Genomic DNA, 14475 nt, shown 5'->3' on the forward strand with positions numbered 1-14475 from the left:
TATCTGCCGCCATCATGCGTGCGCCAGGCCCCCGGCGCATCAGGGCAACACCTGAAGGACTGTCACCTGCGTTGCAGGGCCCGAAAGCGCCTGAAAAAGGCACTTTTCAGGCATCAAACAGGGCTACACACCAATGCCAACGAGCGTAAGCAGCTACAAATTTAATAGCAATCATACACGCAACATCGCACGTCCGCCTTCCACCAGCAGGGGCCGCGGGACTGGCTTAGCCAGACCGCAGGCGCCGCCCCCTTGAGGGGGGAACAGGCTACACGCAGTGAGCCTGGACGGGGGTGTTCAACCCCTTTCCAACACACTTTGCAAGGCTTTCCCGGTGTGCGTGCCCAGCTTCACGACGGCTTCCGGCGGCGCCGATGCGACGACCTGCCCGCCCGCGTCACCGCCGTCGGGACCCAGGTCAATCACCCAGTCGGCTTCGGCCACCACGTCCAGGTCGTGCTCGATGACCACCACGCTGTGGCCGCCGTTCACCAGCCGATGCAGCACGTGGATCAGCTTTTCGACGTCGGCCATGTGCAGGCCCACCGTGGGCTCGTCCAGCACGTAAAGCGTGTGCGGCGCCTTCTGGCCGCGCCGCGTGATGTCGTCGCGCACTTTGCTCAACTCCGTCACCAGCTTGATGCGCTGGGCTTCGCCGCCCGACAGCGTCGGCGAAGGCTGGCCCAGCGTGAGGTAGCCCAGGCCCACGTCTTTCAGCAGCTGCAGCGGGTGGCTGATGTTGGGCATGGAGGCGAAGAAGTCCACCGCCTCGTCCACTTCCATCTTGAGCACGTCACCGATGTTCTTGCCGCGCCAGGTCACAGCCTGCGTTTCTGGGTTGAAGCGCGCGCCGTGGCAGGTTTCGCAGAGCACCTTCACGTCGGGCAGAAAGCTCATGCCGATGGTGCGCACGCCCGCGCCCTCGCAGGTCGGGCAGCGCCCCTCGCCGGTATTGAAGCTGAAGCGCCCGGCGCCGTAGCCGCGCGCCCGCGCTTCCAGCGTGTCGGCAAACAGCTTGCGAACCGTGTCCCAGAAACCGATGTAGGTGGCTGGGCAGGAGCGCGGCGTCTTGCCAATCGGCGTCTGGTCGACCTCGAGCACGCGGTCCACCGCCGCATAGCCTTCAATGCGCTCGCAGCCCGCCCAGTCAGGCGTCTTGCCCTTGTCGTCGGCATCGCGCCCGGCCTTGGTGGAGCGCAGCATCACGCCCGCATGGACGTTGGTCAGCAGCACATCACGCGCCAGCGTGGACTTGCCGGAGCCCGAGACGCCGGTGACCGCCACCAGCCGGTACAGCGGCACGGTGACCGACACGTTCTTGAGATTGTGCAGGTCGGCATTGACCACGGTGAGCCAGGAGGTAAATTTGCTGGCCGCGGCGGGTGCGGCGTTGTGCAGCGCACTGGCGCTGGCTGCGGCCGCTTTCAACGCTGCGGCTTTCAGCGCGGCCTGCTTTTGTTTGCTCAGGGGCTTGGCAGGGGAGCCCTCACCCCCGCCCTCTCCCAGAGGGAGAGGGAGTAAGCCCGTTTCGCTCCCTCGCCCCTCTGGGGAGAGGGCTGGGGTGAGGGGCTTCTCCGTTTCGCGGCGCGCATGCAGCGGATGGATCAGCGGGTGTGCGAGGTAGCGGCCGGTCAGCGACTCCGGCACGGCCGACAGCTGCGCCGCCGTGCCCTGCGCGACCAGCGTGCCGCCGCGCTTGCCCGCGCCGGGGCCGATGTCGATGATGTTGTCGGCGCGGCGTATTGTGTCTTCGTCGTGCTCCACCACCACCAGCGTGTTGCCGCGGTCGCTGAGCTTGCCCAGCGCGCTCAGCAGAATCTGGTTGTCGCGCGGATGCAGGCCGATGGTGGGTTCGTCGAGCACGTAGCAGACGCCCTGCAGATTGGACCCGAGCTGCGCCGCCAGCCGGATGCGCTGGGCTTCGCCACCCGACAACGTGGGCGCGCCGCGGTCCAGCGTGAGGTAGCCCAGGCCCACGTCTTCGAGAAACTCCAGCCGGCTCCTGATTTCGGGCACCAGGTCGCGGGCAATGCCGGCCTCGCGGCCTGCCAGCGCCAGTTTTTCAACCCAGCGGCGAACATCCGTCACCGACAGGCCGGCGATGTCGGCAATGCCCACACCGGCAAACTTCACCGCGCGCGCCTGTTTGTTCAGGCGCGTGCCTTCGCAGGTGGGGCAAGCGGCATCGACCACGTCGTCCACCTCCGGCTCGCCAAAAGTCTGCTCGCGGCCTTTGTTGTCGTCGTCGCGCACCGAGTCGTCAAACACCTTGCGCTGCTCCTTGCTGAGCTTGACGCCCGTCCCCACGCAATCGGGGCACCAGCCGTGCTTGCTGTTGTAGCTGAAGAGGCGCGGATCGAGTTCGGGGTAAGACGTCGAGCAGACCGGACAGGCGCGCTTGGTGGAGAAGGCCTCCAGCCGGCCCAGGCCCTTGGTGGAGGCGCCCGCCATCATCGCGCCGCGCAGGCCGTCCAGCGGAGCCAGCACATGCACCACGCCCTTGCCATGCTCCAGCGCAGTCGCCAGCGCGGCCCGCAGCGCGGCTTCGTTCTCGGGCGTGACGTGGATGTCCGCCACCGGCAGCTCGACCGTGTGCTCCTTGAAGCGGTCAATGCGCGGAAAGCCGGTGGTCGGCAAAAACTCACCGTCGATGCGCAAATGCGTATAGCCGCGCGGACGGGCCCAGTCGGCCAGCTCGGTGTAGACGCCCTTGCGCGCGATCACCAGCGGCGCCAGCAGGCCGATGTGCTGGCCGCGGTAGGTCTTGAGCAGCTGGGCGGCGATGCTCTCCGGGCTCTGCGGCATCACCGCCGCACCGTCCTTGGTGCAGTGCTGCACCCCCAGCTTCACATACAAGAGGCGCAGGAAATGCCAGACCTCGGTGGTGGTGCCCACGGTGGACTTGCGCCCGCCGCGCGACAGGCGCTGCTCGATGGCCACGGTGGGCGGAATGCCGTACACCGCATCGACTTCAGGACGCCCGGCCGGCTGCACGATGCTGCGCGCATAGGCATTGAGCGACTCGAGATAGCGCCGCTGTCCTTCGTTGAACAGGATGTCAAAGGCCAGCGTGGACTTGCCCGAGCCGGACACGCCGGTGACCACATTGAACTTGCCGCGCGGAATATCGACCGACAGGCTCTTGAGGTTGTTTTCCTTGGCGTTGACGATCTGGATCAGGTTGGAGAAGGCCGGCCGCGTGGTCCAGGCCTTGGGCCGGGCCTCTTCCACGCCATGCACCTGGCCCATGGCCAGCTCGTACTCGCGCAGCGCCTTGGCGGTATGCGAGGTCGGGTGCTGGCGCACCTCTTCGGGCGTACCCTGGGCCACCAGCAGGCCGCCGCCCTCGCCGCCCTCCGGTCCAAGGTCGATCAGCCAGTCGGCCGAGCGGATCACATCCAGGTTGTGTTCAATGACGATCAGCGAATGGCCCGCATCCATCAGCTTGCGCAGCGCACGCATGAGTTTGGCGATGTCGTCAAAGTGCAGGCCGGTGGTCGGCTCGTCAAACAGAAACAGCGTGCCGCGGCCCGGGTGCTTGAGCGCCAGCGCCTGCTTGCTCGCGCTGCTCTTGCTGGCCGTCCTCGAGGCTTCGGCCAGAAAGCCGGCCAGCTTGAGGCGCTGCGCCTCGCCGCCCGACAGCGTGGGCACGGGCTGGCCCAGCTTCACGTACTCCAGGCCCACATCCACGATGGGCTGCAGCGCGCGCAGCACTTCGCGGTCCTGCGCGAACAGCTGCACGGCCTCGCTGACCGTCAGCTCCAGTACATCGGACACATTCATCAGCACCGGCTTGAGGTGGCCGACGGCCTTGCGCTCAATCGTCACCTCCAGGATTTCCGGCCGGTAGCGCTTGCCGTCGCAGTCGGGGCAGCGCAGGTACACGTCACTTAAAAACTGCATCTCCACATGCTCGAAGCCCGAGCCGCCGCAGGTCGGGCAGCGCCCGTCGCCGTTGTTGAAGCTGAATTTGGTGGCGGTGTAGCTGCGCTGCCTGGCCAGCGGCGACTGGGCGAACAGTTCGCGCACGGCATCCCACGCGCCCACATAGCTCGCGGGGTTGGAGCGCGCCGTCTTGCCGATGGGCGACTGGTCGACAAACACCACGTCGGTCAGGTGGTCGGCACCCATGAGCCGGTCATGCAGGCCCGGTGTTTCCGTGGCCTTGCCGAACTGGCGCAGCAAGGCGGGCGCGAGGATGTCCTGCATCAGCGTGGACTTGCCGGAGCCGCTGACACCGGTGACGCACACCAGGCGCTGCAGCGGAAACTCCACCGTCAGGTTTTTCAGGTTGTGGTCGCGGGCGCCTTCGAGGATAAGGCGCGGCGTGTTGTCGCTCACCGCGCGCTTGAGCCCCAGGCCCACCCGCTTGCGCGAGCCCAGGTAGGCGCCGGTCAGCGTGTCCGCGTGCCGGAGGTCCTCCGGCGTGCCGTCAAACACGATCTGCCCGCCCTTCTCGCCCGGACCGGGTCCCATGTCGATCATGCGGTCGGCCGCCAGCATCACGGCGGGATCATGCTCCACCACCACCAGCGTGTTGCCGGCATCGCGCAGCCGGTGCATGGCCTGGGTGATGCGGTTCATGTCGCGCGGATGCAGGCCGATGGACGGCTCATCGAGCACAAAGAGCGTGTTGACCAGCGAGGTGCCCAGCGCGGTGGTGAGGTTGATGCGCTGCACCTCGCCACCCGACAGCGTGCGGCTTTGCCGGTCCAGCGTGAGGTAGCCAATGCCAACATCGCACAGGTATTTCACGCGGGTCTGGATTTCCTCGAACAGCAGTTTGAGCGCTTGAGCTTCGCCGTGCCCGGCGCCTTCCCCTGCAGGGGAGGGAGTCAGTCCGATGCCCTCAAAAAAGGTTTTTAACCTGTCAATCGGCAGGCGCATCAAATCATGCAGGCACAGGCCCGGCAAGGCTTCGAGCTGCTGGCGGCTCCACTGCACGCCCACCGGCATGAAGCGCTGGCCAGGCGGCAGCACCGCATCGGCAGCCTCTTTGGAGCCAAGCCGCCAGAGCAGGGATTCCAGCTTGAGGCGCGCGCCGCCGCAGGTGTCGCACTGGGTGTAGCTGCGGTACTTGGACAGCAGCACACGGATGTGCATTTTGTAGGCCTTGCTTTCCAGGTAGGCAAAGAAACGCTTGATGCCGAACCAGTGCTGGTTCCATTTGCCGTTCCAGCTCGGCGAGCCGTTGATCACCCAGGCCTGTTGCTCGGGTGTGAGCTTGTACCAGGGCGTGTCACGCGGAATGCCGGCCGTTTCGGCGTGGCGCATCAAATCGTCCTGCGCTTCCTGCCACGCCGGCGTCTGCATGACCTTGATGGCGCCGGCGCGCAGCGTGAGTTTGTCGTTGGGTATCACCAGCCCGTAGTCGACGCCGATGACCCGGCCAAAGCCGCGGCAGGTCTCGCAGGCGCCCATGGCCGAATTGAAGGAAAACAGCGACGGTGTCGGGTCGGTGTAGCGCGTGTCGCTGTCGGGGCAGTGCAGGCCCGTGGAAAAGCGCCACATCTCTTCGGGCGTGGCGGAAGAGGACGATGCGGGGCCCGAGCCCATCACATACACATTGAGCCGGCCGCCGCCGCGCTTCAGCGCCATCTCGATGGCTTCAATCGCCCGGACTTTTTCGGTGGTCTGGATGCGAAAACGGTCAGCCACCACGTCGAGCAGCTTGTGCGGGCCCGCCGGCGTGCTGATCTGCCGCTCGGCATGCACCCGCGTGAAGCCGCTGGCGGACAGCCATTGCGTCACCTCTTCCGCGCTGGTGTTGCCGGGCAATTCGACCGGGAAGGTCATCACGAGACGGACCCCCACGCTTGTCGCTTCGCGTGCCTCCGGCGTTGCGCTGCCCCTTTCATCATGAAGAGGGGCTAATTCTCCTTGGGGCGGCCCTGCGGAGAATTGGACCCCCACGCTTGCCGCTTCGCGCACCGCCGGTGCAGCGCTGCCCCTTTCATCATGAAGAGAGGCTAATTCTCGTTGGGGTGGCGCTGCCGAAAGTTGGGCTTGCTCCAGAACTGCCGTGCGCGCCATCAGCTCCGCGTAAATCGATTCCGGCGAATCATGGCGCACCAGCTGCGCCGTCTGTTTGTCAAACAATTGGGCGGAGCGGGCGTACAACAGCTTAAGGTGGTCATTGAGCTCGGTCATGGTGCCCACGGTGGAGCGTGAACTGCGCACCGGGTTGCTCTGGTCGATTGCAATGGCCGGCGGCAYGCCCTCCACCTTGTCGACGGCGGGCTTGTCCATGCGGTCCAGAAACTGCCGGGCGTAGGCCGAGAACGTCTCGACATAGCGGCGCTGGCCTTCGGCGAACAGGGTGTCAAACACCAGCGAGGACTTTCCCGAGCCGCTGGGGCCGGTGACCACCGTCAACTCCCCGGTACGGATATCCAGATCGAGGTTTTTGAGGTTGTGCTGGCGCGCGCCGCGAATGCGGATGGTTCCCTGAGACATTGCTGGGTCTTTCCTGAAGAGGTCAAACATTCTAGACAGAGCTTCCGCGGGTGCGGCGCGTAGGGTTAAAGCATTACGCCTGCCCCGCTTCGGCCTCGCCGCGCTGGTGCGCCTGCCCATGATTTCCTGCTCGTGGTTCCTGTTCGTGATTTCCCCACTTCCTTATTCAGCGGGGATGCGTAAACTGAACGCCACCAGGAGCAAAACATGAAAAAACTGAATTTGTGGTGCGGCGCCATTGTGCTGATGGCCTTGAGCCACGCCAGCCAGGCGCAAATCCTGATCGGACAGACCGCCGGATTTACCGGCGCGGTGGGCGCGGGTGTCAAGGAAACCACAGAAGGCGCCAAGCTTTACATTGACGCCATCAACGCCAAGGGCGGCGTCAACGGCCAGAAGATTGAGCTGGTCTCGCTCGACGACAAGTTCGACCCCAAGCTGGCGGCCGAGAATGCACGCCAGCTGATTGAAGAGCAGAACGTGGTGGCGATGTTCCTGACGCGCGGTACACCCCACACGGAAGGCATCATTCCCATCCTTGAAAAAAATGGCGTGCCGCTGATCGGCCCGTCCACCGGCGCCATGGTGCTGCACCAGCCCGTCAAAAAGCACGTCTTCAATGTGCGCGCCACCTACCAGCGCGAAGCTGAAAAGGCCATCACCCACCTGCATTCCATGGGCATCACGCGGATCGGCATTGTGTACGCGGACGACAGCTTCGGCGCCGACGGCGTGGCCGGCGCGCAAAAAGGCCTGACGACGGCCAAGCTGCAGCCCGTCGTGCTGGAAAAATTCAACCGCGCCAAGCCCGACTTCGCACCGATTGCTCCCAAGGTTTTTCAGTCCAATGCGCAGGCCGTCATGATGGTGGCCTCCGGCCAGGCGGTGGTTGATGGCGTCAAGGCCTTCCGCGCGGCGGGCTCTGCGGCACAGATTGTGACGCTGTCCAACAATGCCTCCAGCGGTTTTGTGAAGAGCCTGGGCGAGAACGCGCGGGGCGTGATCGTCACGCAGGTCTTTCCCTACGAGCGCTCCATTGCCTACCCCATGGTCAGGGAAGCCCAGGAGATGGCCAAGGCCAAGGGGCAGAGCGAAGTCACGCCCGCCATGCTGGAGGGCTTTGCCGCGGCCAAGGTGCTGGTGGAAGGCCTGCGCCGGGCCGGTGCCAAACCCACCCGCGAAAAAATCCAGGCGGCCCTGGAAGGTCTTCGCAAACTGGACATTGGCGGGCTGGAAGTGAACTACAGCACGGAAGACCACACCGGGCTTGATTTCGCCGACCTGTCCATCATCGGGACCGACGGGAAATTCAAGCGCTGAAGGGAAGACCTCCCTCTTTCTCTTTTTCTTCTCTTTTTCTTCTCTTTTCTTTCTCTCTTTTTTTCTCTTTATTTGCGGCCGAGACGGCGCCGTATCACGCGCCAACGCCGGCCGTGCACCCCGCCCTCACAGCCTCAGCCATACAGGGCACGCTCGAGCTCTCTGAATTTCTCGGCGCCCACGGCTTCCTGGATCCTGGGTGCCAGTTCCTTCAGCTTCTCCAGGTCGCCGGCAGCCTCTACTGCCAGGTTGAGCCGGAAGCCCCGCAAGCCCAGGCCTGCAGTGAGCCGCGTGGCCACCGGATAGGCCCTTGAATAGTGCTCCTGCGCGCTCTGCGTCGGTGTTCCGTCCGGATTTTGCGAGGCGGCGGGAGACACCGCGCCCTGTGGTTCCACCACGGCAGACGGTGCGGCCGCAGTGGCCGCCAGCAGCCCCAGTGCCACCAGCTGATTGACATCCTCGAGCGTCACACCCAGACCGGCCGTTGCCTTGAGAACCTCTTCGGTACTGCGCTTGCCATCGAACATGATGAATGCCGAGCGCTGCCGGGGGAGGAGCGTAAGCGAACGGTTCTGCAGGGCAGACTGACCCAACTCGGTCTTTGTGTAAATCATCAGCTTGTCTCCACTGGATGCGCTCCCTGCCCGACACCGCGCGGTGCCGGTTGCTGGAAGCGCTGGTTGTGCCTGGCTGTTTCGCCATTCGTGAGTGGAATTTAACCGATTTGCGGGCCATTGAGCAGTTCAAATGAGCAGGTCAAATCATCATGCAGGCATCCCAACCATATTCCACATGCCCCTCCACATGCCCGTCGCTCCTGGCACCCTGCCCGCGAGTGCGCACCGGGCTTCAGGCGGCAAACCGGGCGCCTTCGCCAGCCGCCATGAAGACCGGCGCGAAAGCTGGCGCAGCGCCATGCTTTTCACCACTGATGTCTATATCGCCGCCCTTGTTCAGCAGGAACAGGGCGAGCAATGCAAACACGATAAATCCGACCACAATTTTCCACATCTTCTTTCTCCAAAAAAAAAGCCCTCGGCAGATGATGACGAGGGCCCTTGAGTTTCAAGGGATCGTTTCGGTCAGCACGGGCGGCCAGGGGCCCTCGCGCTGCCTCGAGACCGGTCAGTCGTTGGCGTAGATGTCAACGTTCTTGGTTTCCCTGATGAACAGGGTGCCAATCACAAAGGTAGCGCCGGCAATGATGATCGGGTACCACAGGCCGTTGTACATGTTGCCGGTCTGGGCCACGATGGCGAAGGCGGTGGTCGGCAGCAAGCCGCCAAACCAGCCATTGCCGATGTGATAAGGCAGGCTCATGGACGTGTAGCGAATACGGGTGGGGAACAGCTCCACCAGCATGGCGGCAATCGGTCCGTACACCATGGTCACCAGCACCACCAGATAGAACAGGATGGCCGTGACCATGACCTTGTCCACCTTGGCGGGGTCTGCCTTGCTGGGGTAGCCGGCAGCCTTCAGGTCATCCGCAACCGCCTTCTTGAATTCAGCATCCTTCTTCTTGGCATCGTCAGCGCTCAGGCCCTTGGCGGCGTAGCTGGAAATGGCGGTCTCGCCAATCTTGATGGTGGCCACCGTACCTGCAGGCGCTTCAACGTTGTCGTAGCTCACCGATGCACCGGCCAGCACCTGCTTGGCAATGTCGCAGGAGCTGGTGAACTTGGCCGTGCCGGTCGGGTTGAACTGGAATGAGCACTCTTTTGGATCAGCCGTCACCACCACCTTGTTCTTGGCTTGCGCTGCAGCCAGGTCGGGGTTGGCGGCTTTCGTCAGCGCACCGAACACCGGGAAGTAGGTCACCACGGCGAGCAGGCAGCCTGCCATGATGATGGGCTTGCGGCCAATCTTGTCGGACAGGGCGCCGAACACGACGAAAAATGGCGTGCCCAGGATCAGCGAATAAGCCACCAGAATGTTGGCGGTAGGACCGTCAACCTTGAGCGCCTGGGTCAGGAAGAACAGCGCGTAGAACTGGCCGGAATACCACACCACAGCCTGGCCGGCGGTCAGACCGATCAGCGCCAGGATCACGATCTTCAGGTTTTTCCACTGGCCGAAAGATTCGGACAGCGGCGCCTTGGAGGTCTTGCCCTCTGCCTTCATTTTCTGGAAAGCAGGCGACTCGTTCATGGACAGGCGGATGTACACAGACACGGCCAGCAACAGGATCGAGACGATGAAGGGAACACGCCAGCCCCAGTCGGCAAAGGCAGCCTCGCCAATGGCGGTGCGCGTGCCCAGGATCACCATCAGCGACAGGAAGAGACCCAGCGTTGCCGTGGTCTGAATCCACGAGGTGTAAGCACCGCGCTTGTGTGCCGGCGCATGCTCGGCCACATACACCGCTGCGCCACCGTACTCGCCACCGAGTGCCAGGCCCTGCAACATGCGCAGTGCGATCAGGATCACCGGAGCGGCAACGCCGATGGAGGCATAGCTGGGCAGCAAGCCCACGATGAAGGTCGACAAGCCCATGATCACGATGGTGATCAGGAAGGTGTACTTGCGGCCAATCATGTCACCCAGGCGTCCGAACACCAGCGCGCCGAAAGGACGCACGATGAAACCGGCGGCAAAAGCCAGCAGTGCGAAAATAAACGCCGAACCGGCGTCCAGTCCGCTGAAGAACTGCTTGGCAATAATGGCTGCGAGTGAACCGTAGAGGTAAAAGTCATACCACTCGAATACGGTGCCCAGCGATGAGGCGAAGATCACTTTCTTCTGCTCAGCTGTCATGGGTCGGTTGTCGACTGCTGTTGACATGATGGTTGTCTCCAAAATAGTAGTGCTTCCGAAGTGGAAGCTGTGCTCATTATTTTGGGTGTCCCTGACCTAGCTCTGACGTGAAACTAACAGGAGCTTGCACCAAACTTATACGGGGCTGACAAGTCAAGGGGAAACCCTTGAAGGAATTTTCAGCATGCGAATAGCCCTAGGGAAAACGCTTAGCGGCGGCGCGTCACCCCTGAAGGCAGCTGGCTGACGGCGGTCCAGTCGGGCCCGGCAAACCACGGCTCATCCAGCAGGCAGTCCCGCAGCATCGGCAGCGAGTCCAGGCCCCAGAACAGTTTGTCATCGACCCTGAAAGCAGGCACGCCGAAAACGCCTTGCGCAATCGCGTCGTCGGTATTGGTTTTCAGTTGCGCCTTGACCTCTTCGCCCTGCATGTCGCGCCGCGGGGCCAGTTGCTGCACGAGGGATGCAAGGCGCTGCGCATCAGCGGCGTCAGCGCCACCACGCCAGATGTGGCGAAAAACGGTTTCACACACATAGCGATTGGGCGCGCCCGGCTCTGCTTCGGGCGCGCAGGCCAGGGCGAGCCGCAACAGGGGCAAGGGGTTGAACGGATGGTTGGCCGGCATCTGCATGGGAATGCCCCGGTTGTGGGCCATCCACAGCACATGCCGGTACGTCCACTCGCGCTTCGGGGCGATCTCCGCCGGGCCCAGTTGGCCATGCTGCTTGAGCATGCCGGCAAAAAGCACGGGTGTGTAGCTGACGCTGTAGCTCACGCCCTTCAAGGCTTCGGGCAGGTGTTCAAACGCCAGGTATGCATAGGGCGAGAGAAAGTCCAGATAAAACGTGATGTGCTTCATGGTCGTCCCTCTTGTGTCTCTTGCGTTTGCGTTTGCGTTTGCGTTTGCGTTGCGCCGGGCAATGCTGCGCTTCGGTTGCTGCGGTGAAATGACGGCGACAAGCGTTCTTCGTTCAGCGCTGCAGCCCCGTGATGCGCTGCCCTATGGTCTGCCAGAGGGCGCGCTGGGCCTCGGGGCCGGAGCGGCCCCAGGCCGAAATCTCGCCGAGCGTGCGAAAACAGCCTTCGCACCAACCGGTGTCCGCATTGATGCGGCAAACAGAGATGCAGGGTGAAGGAACCACATCGCCGGCTGCGCTGACCGTGCGCGCACGCTCGGTCACCAAATCAATGGCGTTCTGGCGGGCCATCGTTTCTTCGTCCAGGTCGACCGCGACATCGACCACCGGCGCGCCCGTCAGCAGCTCGAGCTCTTGCGGCATGAGTTTGAACACCGCATGCGGATGCCCGGCGGCGGCCCACACCTCCTCAAAGCGCAGCAGGCTCAAGTCCACCAGGGTGATCACGTCTGCGGCATGCGCCAACGGCGACACGCCGCCGATGGAGAATCCGGTTTTGGCTTTCACAAACTCGGCGTCGGCCCGGCCGATGCGCCTGCCGTCACTGCACACCAGGGCTTCGACTTTTCTTTCGTCGACCCGCCTGTCGCCGGAGGTGACCACCAGCACCGCAGCGTCATCCGACTTGCGGCGAAAAATGATGCTCTTGGCAATCTGCCCCAGCTTCACGCCCAGTGCATCGGCGGCCTGTTGCGCCGTGCGTGCAGCGTCGTCGAGCATGACCGGCAAATGCGGGTGGCCGCTCTCCTGCAGCACAGCAGCCACTCTCTGCACCCCTTCCGGCAAGGCCTTCAGTTCAGCGCCACACATCAACCCATCCTCTTGTTAAGCAAGGCCGTCGCCGCGCGGGAATTGGGCTTGCGCTCCAGGAAATCGCTGATGAATTTCCCGGCGTCGATCAGCTTGTCCATGTCAATGCCCGTCTCGATGCCCATGCCGTGCAGCAGATACACGACGTCTTCGGTTGCCACGTTGCCGGTGGCGCCTTTGGCAAACGGACAGCCGCCGAGGCCGGCCGACGAGGTATCGAATTGCCAGATGCCCATCTGCAGGGACGCCAGCGTGTTGCTCAGCGCCTGCCCGTAGGTATCGTGGAAGTGGCCCGACACGTCGTCGAGGGCATAGTGCTTGAGCGCGGCCTCCAGGGCACGCTGCACCTTCAGGGGTGTGCCCACGCCAATGGTGTCGGCCACGCCGATGTGCTGCACGCCAATGTCCTTCATGAGGCGCGCCACCAGCTCGACCCGTTGCGGTGCGATCTCGCCCTCGTAGGGGCATCCGACGGTGCAGGAGATGGCGCCGCGAACATAAATGTTGTTGGCTTTGGCCGCTTCCACCACCGGGCGAAAACGTTCGATGCTCTCGGCGATGGAGCAATTGATGTTGCGCTGGCTGAAGGCTTCGCTGGCCGCGGCAAATACCACGATCTCGTCGGGCCACAACTCACGTGCCGGCGCGAGCGCCGCCTCAAACCCCTGCATGTTTGGCGTCAGCACGGAGTAGCGCACGCCGGGCTTGCGCCGTATGCCGGCCATCACCTCCGCGTTGTCGGCCATCTGCGGCACCCATTTGGGCGACACAAAACTGGTGACTTCGATTTCATTGAGGCCGGCGTCCTGCAGGCGGTGCACCAGCTCGATCTTCACGGCAGCAGGCACCGGTGCCTTTTCGTTCTGCAGGCCGTCCCGCGGGCCGACATCGACGATTTTGACTTTGGATGGAAGTTTCATGGGGCTCCTTCAGGAGATAGGGTGGTCGCGAGCCGGGGACCGGCTCTCAAGCAAGCAGGGGCCGCGGAACCGGCTTAGCCGGGCCGCAGGCGCAGCGGCCCCCTCGGGGCTGACGACCGCGGCTCCCAACCTGCCTGCGCAGGTTTGGACGGGAGGAAGGGCCAACGCCTCAGGCGTGGGCACGTCCAGGGAGTTACGCGAAGCGAACGACCGTGGGGCGCAACTGTGGTCGCAAGCCGGAGACCGGTTCTCAAGCAAGCAGGGGCCGCGGAACCGGCTTAGCCGGGCCGCAGGCGCAGCGGCCCCCTCGGGGGGCAGGGAGTTACGCGAAGCGAACGACCGTGGGGGCAACATCAGTATCCTTTTTTTGGGTCAACCACACCGGCAAGGCTGGCAATCGGCGTGCCACTGTGCAGCGCGCGTATCTTCCCCGCAATCTGCGCAATGCTCTCTTCGCGCAGCGTTCGGGCCGAGGTGTGCGGCGTGACGGTGATTTTCGGGTGCGCCCAGAATGGATGCGATGCGGGCAGCGGCTCCGTGCGGAACACATCCAGCATGGCGCCCGCGATGTGGCCGCTGTCAATCAGGGCGATCAGGTCTTCGTCGACCAGATGGCCACCCCGTGCCACGTTGATCACATAGGCGCCGGGCTGCAGCCTGGCCAGCGTGTCGCGCCGCATGATGCCTTCGGTGTCCGGCGTCAGTGGCAGCAGGCACACCAAAATACGGGTGGCCGCCAGGAATTCCGGAAACCCCGCCTCGCCGGCAAAGCATTGCATGCCGACCACGGTTTTTGCCGAGCGGCTCCAGCCCATCACCGGAAAGTCAAACTGCACCAGGGCCTGGCCCACGCGCTCGCCCAGCACCCCCAACCCCATCACGCCGACCGGAAAGTCCTTGCGCAGCCGGGTTTTTCGGTACGACCATTTGCCCTGCACCGCATCGGCCTCATAGCCGTCGAACTCACGGAAATGACGGATCACGGCATGGCAGACATATTCGGCCATCTGCACCGACATGCCGGCATCGTCCAGCCGGACGACCGGTGTGCCGGCGGGCAGGCGCAGCTTCATCAGCGCATCCACGCCGGCGCCAATATTGAAGATGCCTTTGAGCCGGGTCTGCTCATCCATAAATTGTTGCGGCGGCGCCCAGACGACTGCGTAGTCCGCCGGCGCCGCGCCCGCGGACCACAGCTCCACCTCCGCATCGGGCAGGGCGGCGCGCAGGCCTTCAAGCCAGGGCTGGGTTTTGGTGTCGGTACAGCAAAAACTGATGCGCATGGTGCTTCCAG

The 14475-nt window shown here is 63.8% G+C and carries 9 protein-coding genes; 1 reads left to right on the plus strand and 8 read right to left on the minus strand.

Annotation, left to right across the window (positions count from 1 at the left end):
- Nucleotides 1–297: 297 nt before the first annotated feature.
- Complete coding sequence (locus AC1DUR_RS04815; RefSeq protein ID WP_477721369.1) at nucleotides 298–6456, minus strand: excinuclease ABC subunit UvrA; 6159 nt, start codon at nucleotides 6454–6456, stop codon at nucleotides 298–300.
- Between the two features lie 207 nt (nucleotides 6457–6663).
- On the opposite strand from AC1DUR_RS04815, the gene AC1DUR_RS04820 reads away from it, so the two are divergent.
- A complete protein-coding gene (locus AC1DUR_RS04820; protein WP_477720147.1) occupies nucleotides 6664–7776 on the plus strand; it encodes an ABC transporter substrate-binding protein in 1113 nt (370 codons plus the stop codon).
- 134 nt (nucleotides 7777–7910) lie between these two features.
- Here AC1DUR_RS04820 and AC1DUR_RS04825 read toward each other — a convergent pair whose 3' ends face one another.
- From AC1DUR_RS04825 to AC1DUR_RS04855, 7 genes are all read right to left on the minus strand, one after another.
- Entirely contained in the window at nucleotides 7911–8390 is a 480-nt protein-coding gene (locus AC1DUR_RS04825; protein WP_477720148.1) for a hypothetical protein, read from the minus strand.
- Nucleotides 8391–8625: 235 nt separating this feature from the next.
- Nucleotides 8626–8787 (minus strand): hypothetical protein, encoded by a 162-nt coding sequence (locus AC1DUR_RS04830; protein WP_477720149.1) that lies wholly within the window; start codon nucleotides 8785–8787, stop codon nucleotides 8626–8628.
- Between the two features lie 114 nt (nucleotides 8788–8901).
- Nucleotides 8902–10560: an MFS transporter gene (locus AC1DUR_RS04835; protein WP_477720150.1), complete on the minus strand. Its 1659-nt coding sequence runs from the start codon at nucleotides 10558–10560 to the stop codon at nucleotides 8902–8904.
- Between the two features lie 182 nt (nucleotides 10561–10742).
- A complete protein-coding gene (locus tag AC1DUR_RS04840) occupies nucleotides 10743–11393 on the minus strand; it encodes a 2-hydroxychromene-2-carboxylate isomerase (protein ID WP_477720151.1) in 651 nt (216 codons plus the stop codon).
- Between the two features lie 112 nt (nucleotides 11394–11505).
- On the minus strand, nucleotides 11506–12261 hold the full coding sequence (locus tag AC1DUR_RS04845; RefSeq protein WP_477720152.1) for a YbaK/EbsC family protein: 756 nt from the start codon (nucleotides 12259–12261) through the stop codon (nucleotides 11506–11508).
- Nucleotides 12261–13181: a hydroxymethylglutaryl-CoA lyase gene (locus tag AC1DUR_RS04850; RefSeq protein ID WP_477720153.1), complete on the minus strand. Its 921-nt coding sequence runs from the start codon at nucleotides 13179–13181 to the stop codon at nucleotides 12261–12263. The genes AC1DUR_RS04845 and AC1DUR_RS04850 overlap by 1 nt, the downstream gene beginning before the upstream one ends.
- Before the next feature lie 353 nt (nucleotides 13182–13534).
- Nucleotides 13535–14464 carry a 2-hydroxyacid dehydrogenase gene (locus AC1DUR_RS04855; protein WP_477720154.1) on the minus strand — a complete coding sequence of 310 codons (930 nt, stop codon included), beginning with the start codon at nucleotides 14462–14464 and terminating at the stop codon, nucleotides 13535–13537.
- Nucleotides 14465–14475 lie beyond the last annotated feature (11 nt).

It is taken from the genome of Polaromonas sp. P4_F4, assembly GCF_056401355.1.